Below are 16,170 nucleotides of genomic sequence, written 5' to 3'. Positions count from 1 at the left end.
AAACTCACTGACCAAACAACACCCTCTGCCCCTCAGGCGACGTCAACATCCCATCCCCGTTGTGCCCGACCCCCGGCACTTCAACCAGCCGCTGATTCACCCCTTTTGGATTGCGACGCAGCAGGTAATTGAAAAAATTCTTTCCGCGAACCAGACGATAAGCACCTTGCGCTTCGGCCTCGCAACCTTTGTCCATCGCCGGATGCTGCGGGTCGGTGTCTTGCTGCCCGAGCAGATAAGTCACGTCCCGTTTGGCGTAGTTTCCTTCAATCTGCGGTGCCGATTGCCCACTGGCATAAACCGGTAAATCCGTCAGCCCATATTTCCACCGATTGAAACCGGGACACGCCGCATGGTTGAACGCCACCGGTCGCTGCTCGTTGAAGTACGCATAGGACGAAGGGTTGGCGACCACGTAGCGAAGCTTCACGCCGGCGGACGCCAGGGCCGGTTGCTCACGGGCCAGCAACGCATAACGCTGCACCACCTGAGCGCCACCAGAGTGGCCGGCGATGATGATTTGCTTCACGTCCGGAAACTGTCGACGATCGCTGACTCTCTCGATGATTTGATCGAGGGCTGCAAATGAACTCAGCGCAAAAGGAGCCGTGGATAAACCTCCTGCCATCCAGTCATTGCCCTGCCAGCGCAACACTGTGTCAGCCACCGGATGAAGCGCGATGTCGGTTTCGTTGAGGAATTGCGGAGCGATCACCAGGGTGCTTGCACTTTGCCCGGCCAGTTCGGCCGAGCGCTCGGCGCTCTGGCGATAGGTTTCAGCGTTGCGCAGACGACCATGGATGATGATCAGCACGCGTTCGATTTTCTCTGGCGCCGGGCCAAGGCTCACCGCCATCTCACCTTCTTTCAACAACAACCGCCCGGGGCTGAGCTCTTTGACACCATGCTCCGCAGCCTGGGTGCTCGCGCAGGTGAACAACAACATCAACAACCACTTATTCATTTAAAGGTTTTTCGCCGCAAAGGTATCGCACTGGCCCACCTGGCCTTGCGCAAATCCGGTTTTGAACCAGCGCACCCTTTGCGCCGATGTGCCATGGGTAAACGAGTCCGGTACCACCCGACCCTGCCCCTGTTGTTGCAAACGGTCATCGCCGATGGCGTTGGCCGCATTCAAGGCTTCTTCGATGTCACCCGGTTCCAGCCAGTTCAGACGCTGCTGCGCATTGTTGGCCCAGACACCGGCCAGGCAATCGGCTTGCAATTCCTGGCGCACCAACAAGCCGCCATCACCTTCCATCTGCCGGCCTTGCTGGCGGGCTGCCTGCATTTTCGCGGAAACGCCGAGCAACGTCTGAACATGGTGTCCGACTTCGTGCGCAATCACGTAGGCCTGAGCGAAGTCGCCGGCCGCGGAAAAGCGTTGCGACATTTCCTGGAAAAAAGCCATGTCCAGGTAGACCTTCTGGTCGGCCGGGCAATAGAACGGCCCGGTCGCCGATGTCGCCAGGCCGCATGCCGAATTCACCCGGTTGCTGAACAGCACCAGCGTCGGGTTTTTGTACTGCCGACCGGACTGCTGGAAAATCTGGCCCCAGGTGTCTTCGGTGTCGCCGAGAATCGAGCGCACGAACTCGGCACCTTCATCGTTTGCCGGCGGCGCCTTGCGGCTCTGGTTGGTGGCCGGGGCCGATTGCTCGGTCATTTGTCCGGTCAGTTGCCCGAGGATTTGCATCGGGTCCTGGCCGGTGAGCCAGCCAATCCCCACAATCAGGATGATCGCGGTCAGGCTCAAGCCTTTGCCGCCGCCAAAACGCATCCCACCGCCACCGCTGCCGACATCATCACCACGGGCGTCGACCACGTTGTCGCTGCGTCGGCCTTTTTTCCATAACATGTGGGAATCCTCTGATTGTCCGTGTTGAAGAGTGTTGCTGGTGTGTGGGGGCGGCGCCAGTCCGGCTGTCCGGCTTTTTTGTTCACTGGCCGGTCGCCTTGCTGACAGTAGGAACATGGATAACCCATCGAATTCCGTCAGGGACACGGGTTTTTATCGAGCAGGCGATCAACTGCATCTATCGAGCATTGGGTTCCAGATTTCGCATTACACGGTTCATCTTCTAGAATCAGGCAAATTGTAGGTGGAACCTCCCATGGCCGGCAGTCAGATCGAACGTGTCTTCAACGTGCTCGAAAGCCTCACCAGTGACCCTCGCGGTCTGCCGATGCAGGTGCTCGCGGAGCAACTGGACATCCCTAAAAGTGCAACCCACCGTCTGCTCGCGGAGCTGATCCGGCTGGGTTATGTGCGGCAGAATCCAGAGAACTTGCGATATCACTTGTCCACCAAACTGGTGGCGATGGGGTTTCGTTACCTGTCGGGCAGTGGCGCCGATATCGTACAGCCGGTGCTGGATCGCCTGGCACAGGACACTGGGGAACTGGTGCGTCTTGGGGTGATTGAAGGTGATCGGCAGATCTGGATTGCCAAGTCCCAGGGGGCCCGTTCCGGCCTGCGCTACGACCCGGAAATGGGCCGTGATGCGCCGTTGTTCTATACCGCGTCGGGCCATGCGTGGCTGGCGTGCATGAGCGATGCCGAGGCGTTATCGCTGGTGGAACGCCAAGGGGGCGAGCGGCCAAAAGACCTCGGGCCGAATGCTCCGCGTTCCAACATTGAACTGCTGGAACGCCTGCGTCTGGCGCGGGAGCAGGGTTACGCCTGGGTCGAGGAAAGCTCGGCGGTGGGCACCTCGGCGATTGCGGCGGTGGTGCGGCACCCGAGGGAAGGGCGGGTGATGGGCGTGCTGAGCATCGCCGGGCCGAGTGCGCGGATGCCGGGGGCGCGGTTGCATGAATTGGCGCCGCTGTTGTTGAGGTATACCGAAGAATTGGAGGCGGCGAGTCTGGCGTCGGAGTTGTTCAGTTAATTCAGCCAGCACAACTCAATTGTGGGAGCGAGCCTGCTCGCGATAGCGGACTTTCAAACAAAGGAGATGTCGAAGCTGAGTCCGCCATCGCGAGCAGGCTCGCTCCCACAGTTGATCTTTATTGACCGTAAAATCGTGCGGTATTCGAACGCTTTCGGCCTATGCTTGTGTTGGAATCTGGAACCAGGTTCTAAATTATTGGGACTCACCGCCCGCGACACGTTGCACTTCGCAAGGGATACCCATGACCGCCAGCACACCGCTCTCCGGCGTCAACCAACCCTTCAAAGGGATTTTGCTGATTGTCGTCGCCACTTTCCTGTTTTCCAGCCATGACGCCTTTTCGAAATACCTCTCGGGCTTCTATCCGATCGTGGTGGTGGTCTGGGCTCGTTATGTGGTGCACACCTTGTTGATGGCCGGGATTTTTCTGCCTCAGTCCGGGTTGCGCGTCCTACGGACCAAACGACCGATGCTGCAGTTGGTGAGGGCGTTGTGCCTGTTGGGCACCAGTTTGTTTTTTACCACCGGCCTGCAGTACATCCCGTTGGCTGAAGCGACGGCGGTCAACTTTCTTGCGCCGGTTCTGGTGACTGCGCTCTCGGTGCCGCTGCTGGGGGAGCGCGTGACACGTGGCCAATGGATCGCGGTGATTTGCGGATTTATCGGCGTGTTGATCATCGTCCACCCCGGTGGCGATCTGTTCACGCCGGCGGTGCTGCTGCCGCTCTGTTCGGCGCTGTTTTTCTGCTTTTATCAGTTGCTCACCCGCAAGCTCAGCAATATCGACAGCCCGACCACCAGCAACTTCTTCGCCGGCTTGTGCAACACCCTGGTGATGAGCGCGCTTGTGCCGTTCTTCTGGCAAGTGCCGACCCTGGGGCATGGTTTCATGATGGTGGCGTTGGGGACCTGCGGGATGACCGCGCACCTGTTTCTGACTCAGGCCTTCCGTCACGCCGCGCCCGCGTTGTTGGCGCCGTTCGGCTATTGCCAGATTGTATTTGCCGGTCTGCTGGGCTGGCTGCTGTTTTCCCACACACCGACCCTGACCACGGTGATAGGGATCGCGGTGATTTGCTGCAGCGGATTGGCGGCGGCGTGGCAGCAGAGTCGTCGGTAGGAGAAGCAAAAAGACAGGCCTGGAATCAGGCCTGCCTGAGGAGGGGATTTTACTCGGTGACGGTAGGAATCTTGCGCGGTGCCATGAAGTACATCCAGGTCAGGGCAATGAAGTACATCGCCGGAATCAGGGTGAACAGCACGGTGTAGTTGTTGTTGGTGACCGTAAGGATGTGGCCGACCAACTGGGTCATGAACATCCCGCCGATGGCCGCGCACATGCCGCCGAAGCCGAACACCGTACTCATCATGTGTTTAGGCGTGTAGTCCATCACCAGGCTCCAGATGTTGGCGGTCCAGGCCTGGTGCGCACCGATGGCCAGGGAGATGGCGAACACCGCGACCCACAGACTGTCCGAGCCCGCCGCCATGATCACACCGACGATGCAGCAGGCAAACAGCAACATGGACATCAGTCGTGCCTTGATCGGGTTCATGCCGCGGCCGATCAGGAACGAGGACAGGATCCCGCCGCCGACGCTGCCGAAGTCGGCGGTCAGGTAGATGATGATCAGCGGGATACCCATCTGGGTCACGTTGATCCCCAGGTTGTATTGCTGATTGAGAAAGGGCGGCAGCCAGTACAGGTAGAACCAGAACACCGGCGCGGTCATGGAGTAGGCGAGGGCGAAGGCCCAGGTGCCACGCATGCGCAGGATTTTCGAGAACGGGACGCGGGCCTGTTCCGGTTCGACTTCCTTCTGGATGTAGTCCAGTTCCGATTGTTTGACGCTCGGATGCTCTTCCGGGTTGAAGTACTTCAAACCCCAGAACAGCAACCAGATCCCGCCCAGTGACGCCATGCACAGGAACGCGGCCTGCCAGCCCCACACGTGCAGGATCAGCGGCAGCAGCATCGGCGTGAACATCGCGCCGACGTTGGTGCCGGCGTTGAAGATGCCGGTGGCCACGGCGCGTTCGCCGGCCGGAAACCACAACCGGGTGGTTTTCACGCAGGCGGGGTAGTTGGCGGCTTCGGTCAAACCGAGAATGAACCGGCAGACCATGAAGCCGACCGCCGACGTGGCCAGTCCGTGGGCGCCGGTCGCCAGGCTCCAGAGCAGCACCGCGCAGAAGAACACCCGCTTCACGCCGACCCGATCGATCAACCGGCCTTGCAGCACAAAACCGATGGCGTAGCCGACTTGAAACCAGAAGTTGATGTTGGCGTAGTCCATCGCCGTCCAGCTCATTTCCTTGGCGAGGATGGGCTGCATGACGCCCAGTGCGGCTCGGTCGATGTAGTTGAGCGTGGTGGCAAAAAACACCAGTGCCAGCATGCCCCAACGGGTCTTGCCGACCGCCATGGCGCCGCGAATCTTGTCGCCGATACCGCCGCTGGCAGGAGTCATGGAGGAACGCTCCACGGGAGAGCTTTGAGAAGGAGTCATGTAGGCCACCGATTATTTTTATGTGGTGTTCTGGTTCTTTGGTCACCGAGACCGATGTGTGTGATCGGGCTCAATGTGCAGTCGATGTTGGGCAGTGGACGAAAAATCGTCAATTCGACAACAGCCATTGTGTTCGATAATCGCACGCAAAACTAACTGGGTAGTACACTTTAAATTGCTGTGTGAGATCGCCAGGCCAATAATTCCCCCCAAGAAAAACGCGATCCCTGTAGGAGCCAGGCTTGCCGGCGATGGCGTCCTCAAGATCGCCTTCGCGAGCAAGCTTCGCTCCTACAAAAAGGGTGCGAGGCCTTTAACAAGATTGTCTCCACCACCGGGAGTCGAAATATGCAGCGTTCCATTGCCACCGTTTCCTTGAGCGGTACCCTGCCGGAAAAACTCGAAGCCATTGCCGCCGCCGGTTTCGACGGGGTAGAGATTTTCGAGAACGACCTCCTTTACTACGACGGCAGCCCGCGGGAAATCAAGCAGATGTGCGCCGATCTCGGGATCGCGATCACACTGTTTCAACCCTTTCGGGACTTTGAAGGCTGCCGCCGTGACCGTTTGCATCGCAACCTGGAACGGGCTGAGCGCAAGTTCGACCTGATGCAGGAATTGGGCACTGACCTGGTGCTGGTGTGCAGTAACGCGTCCTCCGATTCCCTCGGTGATGAACGCATTCTCATCGATGATTTGCGCCTGCTGGCCGAACACGCCGGTGCACGCGGGCTGCGGATCGGCTACGAAGCGCTGGCCTGGGGCCGGCATGTGAACACCTATCAACAGGTGTGGAACATCGTCCGTCAGGCCGATCACCCAAGCCTCGGTGTGTTGCTGGACAGCTTTCACACGCTGTCGCTCAAGGGGGATCCGAGTGCGATCGCCGATATTCCCGGTGACAAGATCTTCTTCGTGCAAATGGCCGACGCGCCGATTCTGGCGATGGACGTGCTGGAGTGGAGCCGGCATTTCCGCTGCTTCCCGGGCCAGGGCGAATTTGATTTGCCGGGCTTCCTCGCGCCAATCATCAAGAGTGGGTACACCGGGCCGCTGTCGCTGGAAATCTTCAACGACGGTTTCCGCGCCGCACCACCTCGGGCCAACGCCGCCGACGGTTTGCGTTCGTTGTTGTACCTCGAGGAGAAAACCCGTCAGCGTCTGGCGCAGGAAGCGACACTGGCGACCAGCCTCGACATTCTGTTCGAGACGCCCAAGGCCAGCGAATACAACGGCATTGAGTTTCTCGAATTCGCTGTGGACGAAAGCCTTGGCGCCAAGCTCTCCCATTGGCTGGAGCGACTGGGTTTCGTCAAGGCAGGTCAACATCGCTCCAAGAGCGTGAGCCTGCTGCGTCAGGGCGACATCAACCTGATCCTCAATTCCGAGCCTTACTCGTTCGCCCACAGTTTTTTCGAAGCGCACGGCCCATCGCTGTGCGCCACCGCCGTGCGGGTCAAGGACAGCGCCAGTGCGCTCGCTCGGGCCGTGGCCTATAAAGGCCAGCCTTATCGCGGGCTGGTTGGCCCCAATGAGCTGGAACTCGCTGCCGTGCGCGCACCGGATGGCAGTCTGATTTATCTGGTGGATCAGGACGCTGATGTCTACGGTACCGATTTCAATCTGCAACCGCCCGCCGTGACCGGTGGCGGCCTCAAGCGCATCGACCACATGGCGATGGCGTTGCCGGCTGACAGCCTCGACAGTTGGGTGCTGTTCTATAAGAGCCTGCTGGATTTTGAAGCCGATGATGAAGTGGTGTTGCCCGATCCTTACGGTTTGGTGAAGAGTCGAGCATTGCGCAGTCGTGACAGTTCGATTCGCCTGCCGCTGAACATCTCCGAAAACCGCAACACGGCAATCTCACACGCGCTGTCGAGTTATCGCGGCTCCGGCGTGCATCACATCGCGTTTGACTGTGATGACATCTTTGCCGAAGTCAGTCGTGCCAAAGAGGCGGGTGTGCCGCTGCTGGATATTCCGCTCAACTATTACGATGATCTCGCTGCGCGGTTCGATTTCGACGACGAATTCCTCAGTGAACTGGCGTATTTCAACGTTCTTTATGACCGCGATGCCCAGGGCGGCGAGCTGTTCCACGTTTATACCGAGCCGTTCGAAGGGCGGTTCTTCTTTGAAATCATCCAGCGCAAACAGGGCTACGTCGGTTACGGCGCGGCCAACGTGGCGGTGCGCCTGGCGGCCATGGCCAAATCCCGAAGTGGCGCTGTACGTCCGGCAAAGTTGTAGGAAAATCGTAAACACGGCGACAAAGCGCTGCCGCGCGGCTTCCTTCACTGTGCGGCGCGGCCCATAATCGCCAGCCTGTGCAGTGATGGCCGTGAGCCCGCAATGACGATAACTTCAGAACTCTCCGCAGTGCCCGCCGAGCCGATTGCGGGGCCGCGCAAGAGTCGCAAGAACAACCCGGAAAAGACCCGCGAGAACATCCTTCAAGAGGCGATTGTCGAGTTCGTCCAGCAAGGGCTTTCCGGTGCTCGCGTCGATGCCATCGCCGAGCGCATCCACACCTCAAAACGCATGATCTATTACTACTTCGGCAGTAAGGAACAGCTGTACGTCGAGGTGCTGGAGAAACTCTACGGCGAAATCCGCAATACGGAAAACCATCTGCACCTGGCCGAACTGGCGCCGGTGGAAGCGATTCGGCGACTGGTGGAATTCACCTTCGATCACCATGATCGCAACGTCGATTTCGTGCGCATTGTCAGCATCGAGAACATTCACAACGCTGAGTACGTGAAGCGCTCCGGCGCGATCAAGGCGATGAACAACACCATCCTCGATTCACTGGGCGTGATTTTGCGCCGTGGTGCCGAAGAGGGCGTGTTCCGCTCAGGGCTTGAGCCGTTGGATGTGCATCTGCTGATCAGCTCGTTTTGCTTTTATCGCGTGTCGAACCGCCATACCTTCGGCGAAATCTTTCAGATCGACTTGCCGGACGAAAGCATCAAGCAGCGTCATCGGGCGATGATCTGCGAGTCGGTTTTGCGGTATTTGCAGGCCTGACCTGTGGCGAGGGGGAGGGCTCGGAACGCCGCATCGCCCCGCTGGGCTGCGGAGCAGCCCCTCCCGATCTCTCAACCATTCATGCTCTGGAAATGCGCCAACATCCGCTGCGCATCCGGCACCACACCACTGAACAATTCAAACGCCTTCACTGCCTGAAACACGGCCATGTTGCCGCCATCCAGCGTCCGGCAACCCAAGGCTCGGGCGTTACGCAGCAGCTCCGTTTCCAGTGGAAAATATACAATCTCCGCCACCCACAATTCACGTCGCAGCAACTCCACCGGCACCGGCATGCCCGGGAGTTTTTTCATGCCCATGGGCGTGGTGTTCACTAACCCATCCGCTTGGTCCAACGTGCTCGGCAAATCATGCCCCGCCACGGCCCGACCAGCGCCGAAGTGTTGATTGAGATTGTCCGCCAGCGCCTGTGCACGACTGATCTCCACATCGAAAATACTCAGCAGCTGTACGCCTTCGCTCAACAGCGCGTGGGCCACTGCCGCACCGGCGCCGCCAGCGCCCATCTGGACCACACGCGCACGGGCAACGTCCTTCAAGCCCCGGCGAAAACCCTCGGCAAAACCCAGGCAATCGGTGTTGTGGCCGATACGTTTACCGTCCTTCAGCACGACGGTGTTCACCGCCCCTATACCACGAGCTTCCGGCGACAATTCGTCGAGCAGCGGGATGATCGCTTGCTTGCACGGGAAGGTGATATTCAGGCCGGTGAAGTTCATGCGTTCGGCGGCCATCAACAGATCGGGCAGGGCGCTGCTGTCGAGTTTCAACTGATCGAGGTCGATCAGGCGATAGAGATAACGCAAGCCCTGGGCATCACCTTCATGCTCGTGCAGTGCCGGGGTACGGGAAGCCTGGATGCCGGCGCCGATCAGCCCGGCCAGTACCGCGTTGTTCTGAGTCACGGCGTTCACCCCTTCAAACGTTGGCTGAAATAATCCAGCGCCAGGCGATAACCGTGGCTGCCGAAACCGGCCATCACCGCAGTGGCAATGGCGGAAACGAAGGAGTGATGCCGGAAGGGTTCGCGGGCGTGAACGTTGGACAGGTGGACTTCGACAACCGGTAATTCGCTGGCGATCAAGGCATCGCGGATCGCGACTGACGTGTGCGTCCAGGCTGCCGGGTTGATGACGATCCCGGCGCAACGGCCACGGGCCGCGTGAATCCAGTCAAGCATTTCGCCTTCATGGTTGGTCTGGCGAAATTCCACCGCCAGACCGAATTCTTCGGCGGCGCGTCCGCACAGTGCAGAGATATCGGCCAGGGTTTCGTGACCGTAAGTCGCCGGTTCACGGGCGCCGAGCAGGTTCAGATTCGGGCCGTTGAGCACCAGAACGATAGGGGTCATCAAAGTCTCTCCACATATTATTTTTGGAATGGGCTGGGGGTGTTCAGCCTGTGGAGATAAATTGTACTAGCTGGTTAGTTCGGTCAATTGAAGAGCGGTTTCATTGAGGTTTTGTGTGCGGTGATCGGACAGTCGCACTACTTATCGCGGCAGATGTTCGACCAGAAAATCGATAAATGCCCGCAGTCTCAGCGGCATATGACGGCTCTGCGGATAGAGCAGGGTGAAGGGCCGCGAACGTCCGCCATAAGGCTTGAGCACTTCCACCAACGAACCAGCGGCCAGTTCGTTTTCGACGATGAAGCGGTAGGTTTGAAAAAGCCCCGCCCCGTGTTTGGCCAGGGTCACGCCGCCGAGTACGTCGTCAGAACAACTGAGCCTGCCCTCGGCAAGAATCTCCCGCAGGGCACCGTTGTCGTTGAACAGCCAGGCAATGCGCCGACCGCTGCTGGGCAATTCGTATTGAATGCATTCGTGCTGCGCGAGGTCGTCCAGACTCTGTGGGACACCCGCGCGCTTCAGGTAATCGGGGCTGGCAATCATCACCAGCGCGGCGTCCTCAAGGTGCCGGGCGATGAGGCCGGAATCCGGAATCGCCCGCACGCGGATCGCCATGTCATAGCCTTCGCCGACGAAATCGATGTTGCGATTGCTGATGTGCGATTCGACTTTTACGTCTGGAAAGCGCGCCCGGAATGCCGGCAACAACGGCAAGATCCGATGGTGCGCATACGTCGTGGGAATACTGATGCGCAGAGTGCCGGACGGTTGCTGTTGTTGGCCCATGACCTCGCGCTGAGCCTCGACCAACTGCGCCAGGGCCTGACGACATTCCTCGTAATAGCGGCGACCACTGTCGGTCAGCTTGACGCTGCGGGTGGTGCGCGCAAACAGCCGCACACCCAGGCGTTCTTCCATGCGCGACACCGAACGACTCACGGCTGCCGGGGTGACGCCGGCCACCAACGCGGCCGCCGTAAAGCTGCCGGCCTCGGCCGCGAGGCAAAACAGTTCGATGCTGCCCAGCTGAAGATCGTCGAATACTCGCTGCATGATGGATGACACCGCGGATCAAATGAGGGACTGCGCCACTGTAGATGAAATCGACCCGGCGGTGCTTTACTTGACCTGCGTCCTCTTTGATTACCGGCCAGGAGTAGCATCATGCCTTTCGTCAGCGTGCGCATTACCCGTGACGGCGTCACCCGGGAGCAGAAAGCCCAGGTCATTGCCGAGATTACCGACACCTTGGAGCGAGTCCTCGGCAAGGATCCGAAACTGACCCACATCGTGATCGAGGAAGTCGACACTGATAATTGGGGTTACGCCGGCATGACCACCACCGAGTATCGAAAAAACCAGCCGGGATGATGGTGTGAAAAGCCCGCAGAGCCGTCCTCGCGACGGCTTTTTTGTGGGCGTGGCGAAAGGATTGCTTACTATTTTGCGCAGTTATCCACCGCCCAAGGCGAGGCTTGGCGCTAGTCTCTGAGGCGTAAAGGCAATTTGGCGCAGAGCCAATCGTCGGATTTCCAGGGAGTGTCGGGTCTTTGGATTTGTTAACCTAACGGATGGGTTAGTATGCGGTTATTCAGCTACAAAGGATTTTCAATGGTGATCATGTTGCGTGATGAGCACTGTCCGCCGCACGCACATGTGGACGCCGGAAGCTGGAGCGCACGCTTCAAATTCTGCTTTTGGCACAACAGTGTCGAGCTGTGGGATGTGGTTCCTCATTCAAATCGACCGCCTGTGGCAGTGCTGGAAGGATTGCGTCAGGCACTCGGTCAACCCGCCCACTTGCGCCGCGCCCGAGCCATCTGGTGGGGCAAGCTGCACACGGTGTGTCTTGATCATCAGATGTGGGACTGGCAGACCAGCGAAGTCGTGGTGGTAAAAAGGATTGCGAGTACGGCCTGGATGATTGGCTCGGCTTGCTATGAACCCGAGACGAACAAGACCCTGCTGGCGCTGATCGGCGTTCCTGAGGGTGTGGAGATCCAACTATGAAAACGATACAGGCAGGCATGCTGGCGGATCGGCCCGTCACCGAGGCAGTGCTGGATGAAGCCATCCAGCGTGGGCAAGTGCGCCAAAAAAGCGGATTGCAGGCTACTTCGGTGACGTTTGTGGAACCTTGTCTGGCGGTCAGTTTCATTGATGGCAGTGGCGTGCTACTGCCCGTGCAGCACTATCCGGAATTTGATGATTTCGACGTCGAGGATTTCGCAGATCTGAAAGTCGGCTTTTCCGGAACCGCCCTGTGCCATGACGGCAAGGATCTGCACGTGTCCATCGCCGGGATGATTTCGGCGAGCAAGCCTTTGATGGACATGGCTGCCTCGGTCATCGCCTCGCGCAATGGTCGCCAAAGCAGCGCCGCCAAAGCAGAGGCTGCGCGGGCTAATGGCCGTAAAGGCGGGCGTCCGCGCAAGGCAGATGTCACCGATTGAGCACCCACAAAAAAGCCGTCGTGATGACGGCTGATTTGTCTAAGCGACTTACCTTCAGCGACGCGTCAGCAACACCCCGGATTCCATGTGATGTGTCCACGGAAACTGGTCGAACATCGCGCACTGGGTGATGCGATGGGTGTCGTGCAACTGGGCGATGTTGGCCGCCAGGGTTTCCGGGTTGCAGGAGATGTAGAGGATGTTGTCGAAGCGCCGGGTCAGCTCGCAGGTGTCCGGGTCCATGCCGGCGCGAGGCGGGTCGACGAAGACGCTACCGAATTCGTAGCTCTTCAGGTCGATGCCGTGCAGGCGTCGGAACGGGCGGACTTCGTTCAGGGCTTCGGTCAGCTCTTCTGCGGACAACCGCACCAGGGTGACGTTATCCACAGCGTTTTCGCTGAGGTTGCTCAGCGCCGCGTTCACCGAAGTCTTGCTGATTTCGGTGGCCAGCACTTTGCGTACGCGGGTCGCCAGCGGCAGGGTGAAGTTGCCGTTGCCGCAATACAGCTCCAGCAAATCGTCCGGGCGATCGCCGAGGGCGTCGTAAGCCCAGTTGAGCATCTTCTGGTTCACCGTGCCGTTGGGCTGGGTGAATGCACCTTCGGGCTGGCGGTAGCTGAACGTGCGGTCACCGACGTCCAGTTTCTCGACCACGTAATCCTGGCCGATCACTTCGCGTTTGCCTTTCGAACGACCGATAACGCTGACGTTCAGGTCAGCGGCCAGTTTCGACGCCGCCGCGTGCCAGTGTTCGTCCAGCGGGCGGTGATAGCACAGGGTGATCATCGCATCGCCGGCCAGGGTGGTCAGAAACTCCACCTGGAACAGCTTGTGGCTCAGCGCCGCACTTGCCTTCCAGGCCGCCTTGAGCTGCGGCATCAGTTCATTGATGCGCAGGCTGGCGATCGGGAACTCTTCGATCAGGATCGGCGTGCGTTTGTCTTCCTGGGAAAACATCGCGTAGTGACGATCGCCGGCTTCACGCCACAGGCGGAATTCGGCACGCAGGCGGAAATTTTTCAGTGGCGAGTCAAACACCGCAGGTTCTGGTGCATCGAACGGCGCCAGCAGGTCGCGCAGGCGCGTGACCTTTTCTTCGAGCTGAACAGCGTAGGCCTGGGAATCAAAAGTCATGCGTTGAACCAACCCAACTTGATCACGAACAGAATCGAAAGAATCACCAGCGCCGGGTTCAGCTCACGGCCGCGGCCGGACAGCAACTTGATCGCGGTCCAGGAGATGAAACCGAAGGCGATGCCGTTGGCGATGGAATACGTGAACGGCATGGCCAGGGCGGTGATTACGACCGGTGCGGCGACGGTGATGTCGTCCCAGTCTATTTCGGCCAGGCCGGATGTCATCAACACCGCGACGAACAGCAGCGCCGGGGCGGTGGCGAACGCCGGAACGCTGGCGGCCAATGGCGAGAAGAACAGCGCCAGCAGGAACAGAATCGCCACCACAACGGCCGTCAGGCCGGTGCGGCCACCGGCACTCACGCCAGCGGCGGATTCGATGTAGCTGGTGGTGGTCGATGTACCGAGCAGCGAACCGGCCATGGCTGCGGTGCTGTCGGCGATCAGGGCGCGGCCCATTTTCGGCATGTGGCCGTCCTTGCCCATCAGGCCGGCGCGCTTGGCGACGCCGATCAGGGTGCCGGAGTTGTCGAACAGGTCGACGAACAGGAAAGCGAAAATCACGCTGACCAGGCCGATGTCCAGCGCACCTTTGATGTCCAGTTGCAGGAAGGTCGGCGCCAGGGACGGTGGCATCGACATCACGCCGCCGAACGGCGTGAAGCCCAATGCGATGGACGCGATGGTCACGACCAGAATGCCGATCAGCACCGCGCCGCGTATGGCGAGCGCTTCAAGCGCCACGATCAGGGCAAAGCCGAGGGTCGCGAGGATCGGTGCCGGTTGTTTCAAGTCACCGAGGCCGACCATGGTCGCTGGGTTGCTGACCACGATGCCGGCGTTATGCAGGGCAATCAGCGCCAGGAACAGACCGATACCGGCGGCAATCGCCGAACGCAGCGGCAGAGGGATGCTGTTGATGATCCATTCGCGGATGCGGAAGATCGACAACAGGAAGAACAGCACCGCCGAGATGAACACCGCCCCCAGCGCCACTTGCCAGGTGTGGCCCATGTGCAGGACCACGGTGTAGGTGAAGAAGGCGTTCAGGCCCATGCCCGGCGCAAGCGCGATCGGGTAGTTGGCGATCAGGCCCATCACCGTGGAGCCGATGGCTGCCGCCAGACAGGTCGCGACAAACACCGCGCCCTTGTCCATGCCGGTCTCGCCGAGGATGCTCGGGTTGACGAACAGAATGTAGGCCATGGCCAAAAAGGTCGTGACGCCCGCCAGAATCTCGGTCCGCACGTTGGTGTTGTGTGCCTTGAGTTGAAACAGCCTTTCCAGCATGTCTGCCCCCCGTGGCGCGCCCGGCGCCGTGAATGTATTGACCTCAACAGCAAAGCACAGACCGCTGATAGCGCCTGGTCATTTTCTGTGGGCCGGAAAAAGCCGCGCATCATACCAGCAGCGTGGGGCTATGGCTGCTTATGGCTGCGATCGTCGTCGATGTTTTGCGCTAAAGCGAAGTGAGCCATACTGCGCGCTGGTTTTGGGGGGCGTTATGAATTGCATTAGGAAGCGTGGGGTTGCGGTGATTGGCGTCGCGATGGCGGTGTGGCTGGGGGCGCAAACTGCCTCGGCGGCGATGGCGCCGCCGTTGAGTCAGGTGAAAGTGGTCAAAGTGGAATCGCCCGGCTGTGGTTATGAAAACATTGTCGAGAAACAGGAGCAGACGAGCTGCGACCACAGTGGTCCGAGCATCAAAGTCTACGTTCTGGAGATTGGCTATGGTCGTGACCCGCATGTCGCGCTGGATGGTTTTGAGGTAGACGGCACCCGGACGCCCGTGTGTGCCTATCAAACCGGCAATCTGAAGGAGTGCACGCCCGGAGAAAAAACCATCGGCTATCTGTATATCTTCAATCTTGCGGGCAAGCAGGACGGGATCTTCACGTTCAGCAACACCTCAATCAATGCCCCGGGCAACACGATGTCGACGCAGCTTTACATCAAGTAACGGCTGCGCTCGGACAAGGGTCAGGAAAGCTGACTACGCTTTAAAGATCATTCTGTGGACCGCGCCCATGACCTTTAGAGCTTTGATTACCCTCGCCGAGGGCATCGACGACCTGCAAACCGTGACCCTGATCGATGTACTGCGACGCGCCAAGGTTGAAGTGGTGGTGGCGAGCATCGAGGGCCGGCGCATGCTTACTTGTGCCCGTGGTACCCGCGTGACTGCCGATGCGATGTTGGTGGATTTACTGGCTCAGCCATTCGACCTGATCGCTCTGCCCGGCGGAGAAGTTGGCTCGCAACATCTCGCCGCCCATCAGCCTCTATTGCAACTCATCAAGGATCAGGCGGCTGCCGGACGCTTGTTTGCCGGCATCGCCGAATCTCCGGCGCTGGCGCTGCAAACCTTCGGCGTTCTGCGTCAGCGGCGCATGACCTGCCTGCCATCAGCCAGCCATCAACTCTCGGGTTGCAACTTTGTCGACCAACCCGTAGTGGTCGACGGCAATTGCATCACCGCTCAAGGTGCGGGTGCGGCGCTCGAATTTGCCCTGACGCTGGTGGAACAACTCTGCGGTAAAGCCACGCGGGCGGCAGTGGCGGGGGAGTTGGTGGTATAGCCGTTCATATTCTTTTGCCGTTGCGCGATCCTTGTAGCAGCTGGCGAAGCCTGCGTTCGGCTGCGAAGCAGTCGTGAGATTAGCCACCGTGTTGTATCAGGTAGACCAAGTTGGCAGATCTTACGGCCGCTTCGCAGCCGAACGCAGGCTTCGCCAGCTGCTACATACCCTTTTTCCACGCCCATCAATTCCCTTG

17 protein-coding genes are annotated in these 16,170 nt (G+C 59.4%); 9 read left to right on the top strand and 8 right to left on the bottom strand.

What is annotated here, in order from left to right; translation table 11 throughout:
* Positions 1-4: 4 nt before the first annotated feature.
* Together ACA068_RS25540 and ypfJ are read right to left on the bottom strand one after the other, a co-directional pair.
* The gene (locus tag ACA068_RS25540) at positions 5-964 is read right to left on the bottom strand and encodes an alpha/beta fold hydrolase (RefSeq protein ID WP_497305643.1); all 960 of its coding nucleotides are present in this window, start codon (positions 962-964) and stop codon (positions 5-7) included.
* Positions 965-1,858: a KPN_02809 family neutral zinc metallopeptidase gene (gene ypfJ / locus ACA068_RS25535; RefSeq protein WP_497305642.1), complete on the bottom strand. Its 894-nt coding sequence runs from the start codon at positions 1,856-1,858 to the stop codon at positions 965-967.
* Positions 1,859-2,114: 256 nt separating this feature from the next.
* On the opposite strand from ypfJ, the gene ACA068_RS25530 reads away from it, so the two are divergent.
* Together ACA068_RS25530 and ACA068_RS25525 are read left to right on the top strand one after the other, a co-directional pair.
* Positions 2,115-2,891, top strand: coding sequence for an IclR family transcriptional regulator (locus tag ACA068_RS25530; RefSeq protein WP_497305640.1), 777 nt, complete (start codon positions 2,115-2,117; stop codon positions 2,889-2,891).
* Between the two features lie 244 nt (positions 2,892-3,135).
* On the top strand, positions 3,136-4,014 hold the full coding sequence (locus ACA068_RS25525) for a DMT family transporter (RefSeq protein ID WP_497305638.1): 879 nt from the start codon (positions 3,136-3,138) through the stop codon (positions 4,012-4,014).
* Between the two features lie 49 nt (positions 4,015-4,063).
* Here ACA068_RS25525 and ACA068_RS25520 read toward each other — a convergent pair whose 3' ends face one another.
* Positions 4,064-5,365, bottom strand: a complete 1,302-nt coding sequence (locus tag ACA068_RS25520) for an MFS transporter (RefSeq protein WP_497305636.1) — start codon at positions 5,363-5,365, stop codon at positions 4,064-4,066.
* Between the two features lie 387 nt (positions 5,366-5,752).
* Between ACA068_RS25520 and quiC the strand changes: the two genes are divergently transcribed.
* Complete coding sequence (quiC, locus tag ACA068_RS25515) at positions 5,753-7,654, top strand: 3-dehydroshikimate dehydratase QuiC (RefSeq protein WP_497305634.1); 1,902 nt, start codon at positions 5,753-5,755, stop codon at positions 7,652-7,654.
* 102 nt (positions 7,655-7,756) lie between these two features.
* Positions 7,757-8,434, top strand: coding sequence for a TetR/AcrR family transcriptional regulator (locus ACA068_RS25510; RefSeq protein ID WP_497305632.1), 678 nt, complete (start codon positions 7,757-7,759; stop codon positions 8,432-8,434).
* A gap of 71 nt (positions 8,435-8,505) precedes the next feature.
* On the opposite strand, the gene ACA068_RS25505 is transcribed toward ACA068_RS25510, so the two are convergent.
* From ACA068_RS25505 to ACA068_RS25495, 3 genes are all read right to left on the bottom strand, one after another.
* Positions 8,506-9,360, bottom strand: a complete 855-nt coding sequence (locus tag ACA068_RS25505) for a shikimate dehydrogenase (protein ID WP_497305630.1) — start codon at positions 9,358-9,360, stop codon at positions 8,506-8,508.
* A 5-nt stretch (positions 9,361-9,365) separates the two neighbouring features.
* On the bottom strand, positions 9,366-9,806 hold the full coding sequence (gene aroQ, locus ACA068_RS25500; protein ID WP_497305629.1) for a type II 3-dehydroquinate dehydratase: 441 nt from the start codon (positions 9,804-9,806) through the stop codon (positions 9,366-9,368).
* A 141-nt stretch (positions 9,807-9,947) separates the two neighbouring features.
* A complete protein-coding gene (locus ACA068_RS25495) occupies positions 9,948-10,859 on the bottom strand; it encodes a LysR family transcriptional regulator (RefSeq protein WP_497305627.1) in 912 nt (303 codons plus the stop codon).
* Positions 10,860-10,970: 111 nt separating this feature from the next.
* Between ACA068_RS25495 and ACA068_RS25490 the strand changes: the two genes are divergently transcribed.
* From ACA068_RS25490 to ACA068_RS25480, 3 genes are all read left to right on the top strand, one after another.
* On the top strand, positions 10,971-11,177 hold the full coding sequence (locus tag ACA068_RS25490) for a tautomerase family protein (RefSeq protein WP_094470523.1): 207 nt from the start codon (positions 10,971-10,973) through the stop codon (positions 11,175-11,177).
* A gap of 210 nt (positions 11,178-11,387) precedes the next feature.
* The gene (locus tag ACA068_RS25485) at positions 11,388-11,816 is read left to right on the top strand and encodes a DUF4160 domain-containing protein (RefSeq protein ID WP_497305625.1); all 429 of its coding nucleotides are present in this window, start codon (positions 11,388-11,390) and stop codon (positions 11,814-11,816) included.
* The gene (locus ACA068_RS25480; RefSeq protein ID WP_497305623.1) at positions 11,813-12,259 is read left to right on the top strand and encodes a DUF2442 domain-containing protein; all 447 of its coding nucleotides are present in this window, start codon (positions 11,813-11,815) and stop codon (positions 12,257-12,259) included. Before ACA068_RS25485 ends, ACA068_RS25480 begins: the two co-directional genes overlap by 4 nt.
* 54 nt (positions 12,260-12,313) lie before the next feature.
* On the opposite strand, the gene trmA is transcribed toward ACA068_RS25480, so the two are convergent.
* Together trmA and ACA068_RS25470 are read right to left on the bottom strand one after the other, a co-directional pair.
* Positions 12,314-13,393: a tRNA (uridine(54)-C5)-methyltransferase TrmA gene (gene trmA, locus ACA068_RS25475; RefSeq protein WP_497305621.1), complete on the bottom strand. Its 1,080-nt coding sequence runs from the start codon at positions 13,391-13,393 to the stop codon at positions 12,314-12,316.
* Positions 13,390-14,685, bottom strand: coding sequence for an NCS2 family permease (locus tag ACA068_RS25470; RefSeq protein ID WP_403102479.1), 1,296 nt, complete (start codon positions 14,683-14,685; stop codon positions 13,390-13,392). Before ACA068_RS25470 ends, trmA begins: the two co-directional genes overlap by 4 nt.
* A gap of 214 nt (positions 14,686-14,899) precedes the next feature.
* On the opposite strand from ACA068_RS25470, the gene ACA068_RS25465 reads away from it, so the two are divergent.
* The gene (locus tag ACA068_RS25465) at positions 14,900-15,355 is read left to right on the top strand and encodes a DUF4879 domain-containing protein (protein ID WP_497305619.1); all 456 of its coding nucleotides are present in this window, start codon (positions 14,900-14,902) and stop codon (positions 15,353-15,355) included.
* A 67-nt stretch (positions 15,356-15,422) separates the two neighbouring features.
* Complete coding sequence (locus tag ACA068_RS25460) at positions 15,423-15,974, top strand: DJ-1 family glyoxalase III (RefSeq protein WP_497305617.1); 552 nt, start codon at positions 15,423-15,425, stop codon at positions 15,972-15,974.
* Positions 15,975-16,170: the final 196 nt, after the last annotated feature.

The sequence above is a fragment of the Pseudomonas sp. LBUM1660 genome (genome assembly GCF_059695935.1).
Note: the sequence above shows the minus strand (reverse complement) of the source record. Positions and strands in the feature narration are given on the sequence as shown.

Bases quoted from the DNA above. Each gene is read 5' to 3' on its own strand.
- ACA068_RS25540 (WP_497305643.1), bottom strand. From the start codon at position 964: ATGAATAAGTGGTTGTTGATGTTGTTGTTCACCTGCGCGAGCACCCAG.
- ypfJ (WP_497305642.1), bottom strand. From the start codon at position 1,858: ATGTTATGGAAAAAAGGCCGACGCAGCGACAACGTGGTCGACGCCCGT.
- ACA068_RS25530 (WP_497305640.1), top strand. From the start codon at position 2,115: ATGGCCGGCAGTCAGATCGAACGTGTCTTCAACGTGCTCGAAAGCCTC.
- ACA068_RS25525 (WP_497305638.1), top strand. From the start codon at position 3,136: ATGACCGCCAGCACACCGCTCTCCGGCGTCAACCAACCCTTCAAAGGG.
- ACA068_RS25520 (WP_497305636.1), bottom strand. From the start codon at position 5,365: ATGACTCCTGCCAGCGGCGGTATCGGCGACAAGATTCGCGGCGCCATG.
- quiC (WP_497305634.1), top strand. From the start codon at position 5,753: ATGCAGCGTTCCATTGCCACCGTTTCCTTGAGCGGTACCCTGCCGGAA.
- ACA068_RS25510 (WP_497305632.1), top strand. From the start codon at position 7,757: ATGACGATAACTTCAGAACTCTCCGCAGTGCCCGCCGAGCCGATTGCG.
- aroQ (WP_497305629.1), bottom strand. From the start codon at position 9,806: ATGACCCCTATCGTTCTGGTGCTCAACGGCCCGAATCTGAACCTGCTC.
- ACA068_RS25495 (WP_497305627.1), bottom strand. From the start codon at position 10,859: ATGCAGCGAGTATTCGACGATCTTCAGCTGGGCAGCATCGAACTGTTT.
- ACA068_RS25490 (WP_094470523.1), top strand. From the start codon at position 10,971: ATGCCTTTCGTCAGCGTGCGCATTACCCGTGACGGCGTCACCCGGGAG.
- ACA068_RS25485 (WP_497305625.1), top strand. From the start codon at position 11,388: ATGCGGTTATTCAGCTACAAAGGATTTTCAATGGTGATCATGTTGCGT.
- ACA068_RS25480 (WP_497305623.1), top strand. From the start codon at position 11,813: ATGAAAACGATACAGGCAGGCATGCTGGCGGATCGGCCCGTCACCGAG.
- trmA (WP_497305621.1), bottom strand. From the start codon at position 13,393: ATGACTTTTGATTCCCAGGCCTACGCTGTTCAGCTCGAAGAAAAGGTC.
- ACA068_RS25470 (WP_403102479.1), bottom strand. From the start codon at position 14,685: ATGCTGGAAAGGCTGTTTCAACTCAAGGCACACAACACCAACGTGCGG.
- ACA068_RS25465 (WP_497305619.1), top strand. From the start codon at position 14,900: ATGAATTGCATTAGGAAGCGTGGGGTTGCGGTGATTGGCGTCGCGATG.
- ACA068_RS25460 (WP_497305617.1), top strand. From the start codon at position 15,423: ATGACCTTTAGAGCTTTGATTACCCTCGCCGAGGGCATCGACGACCTG.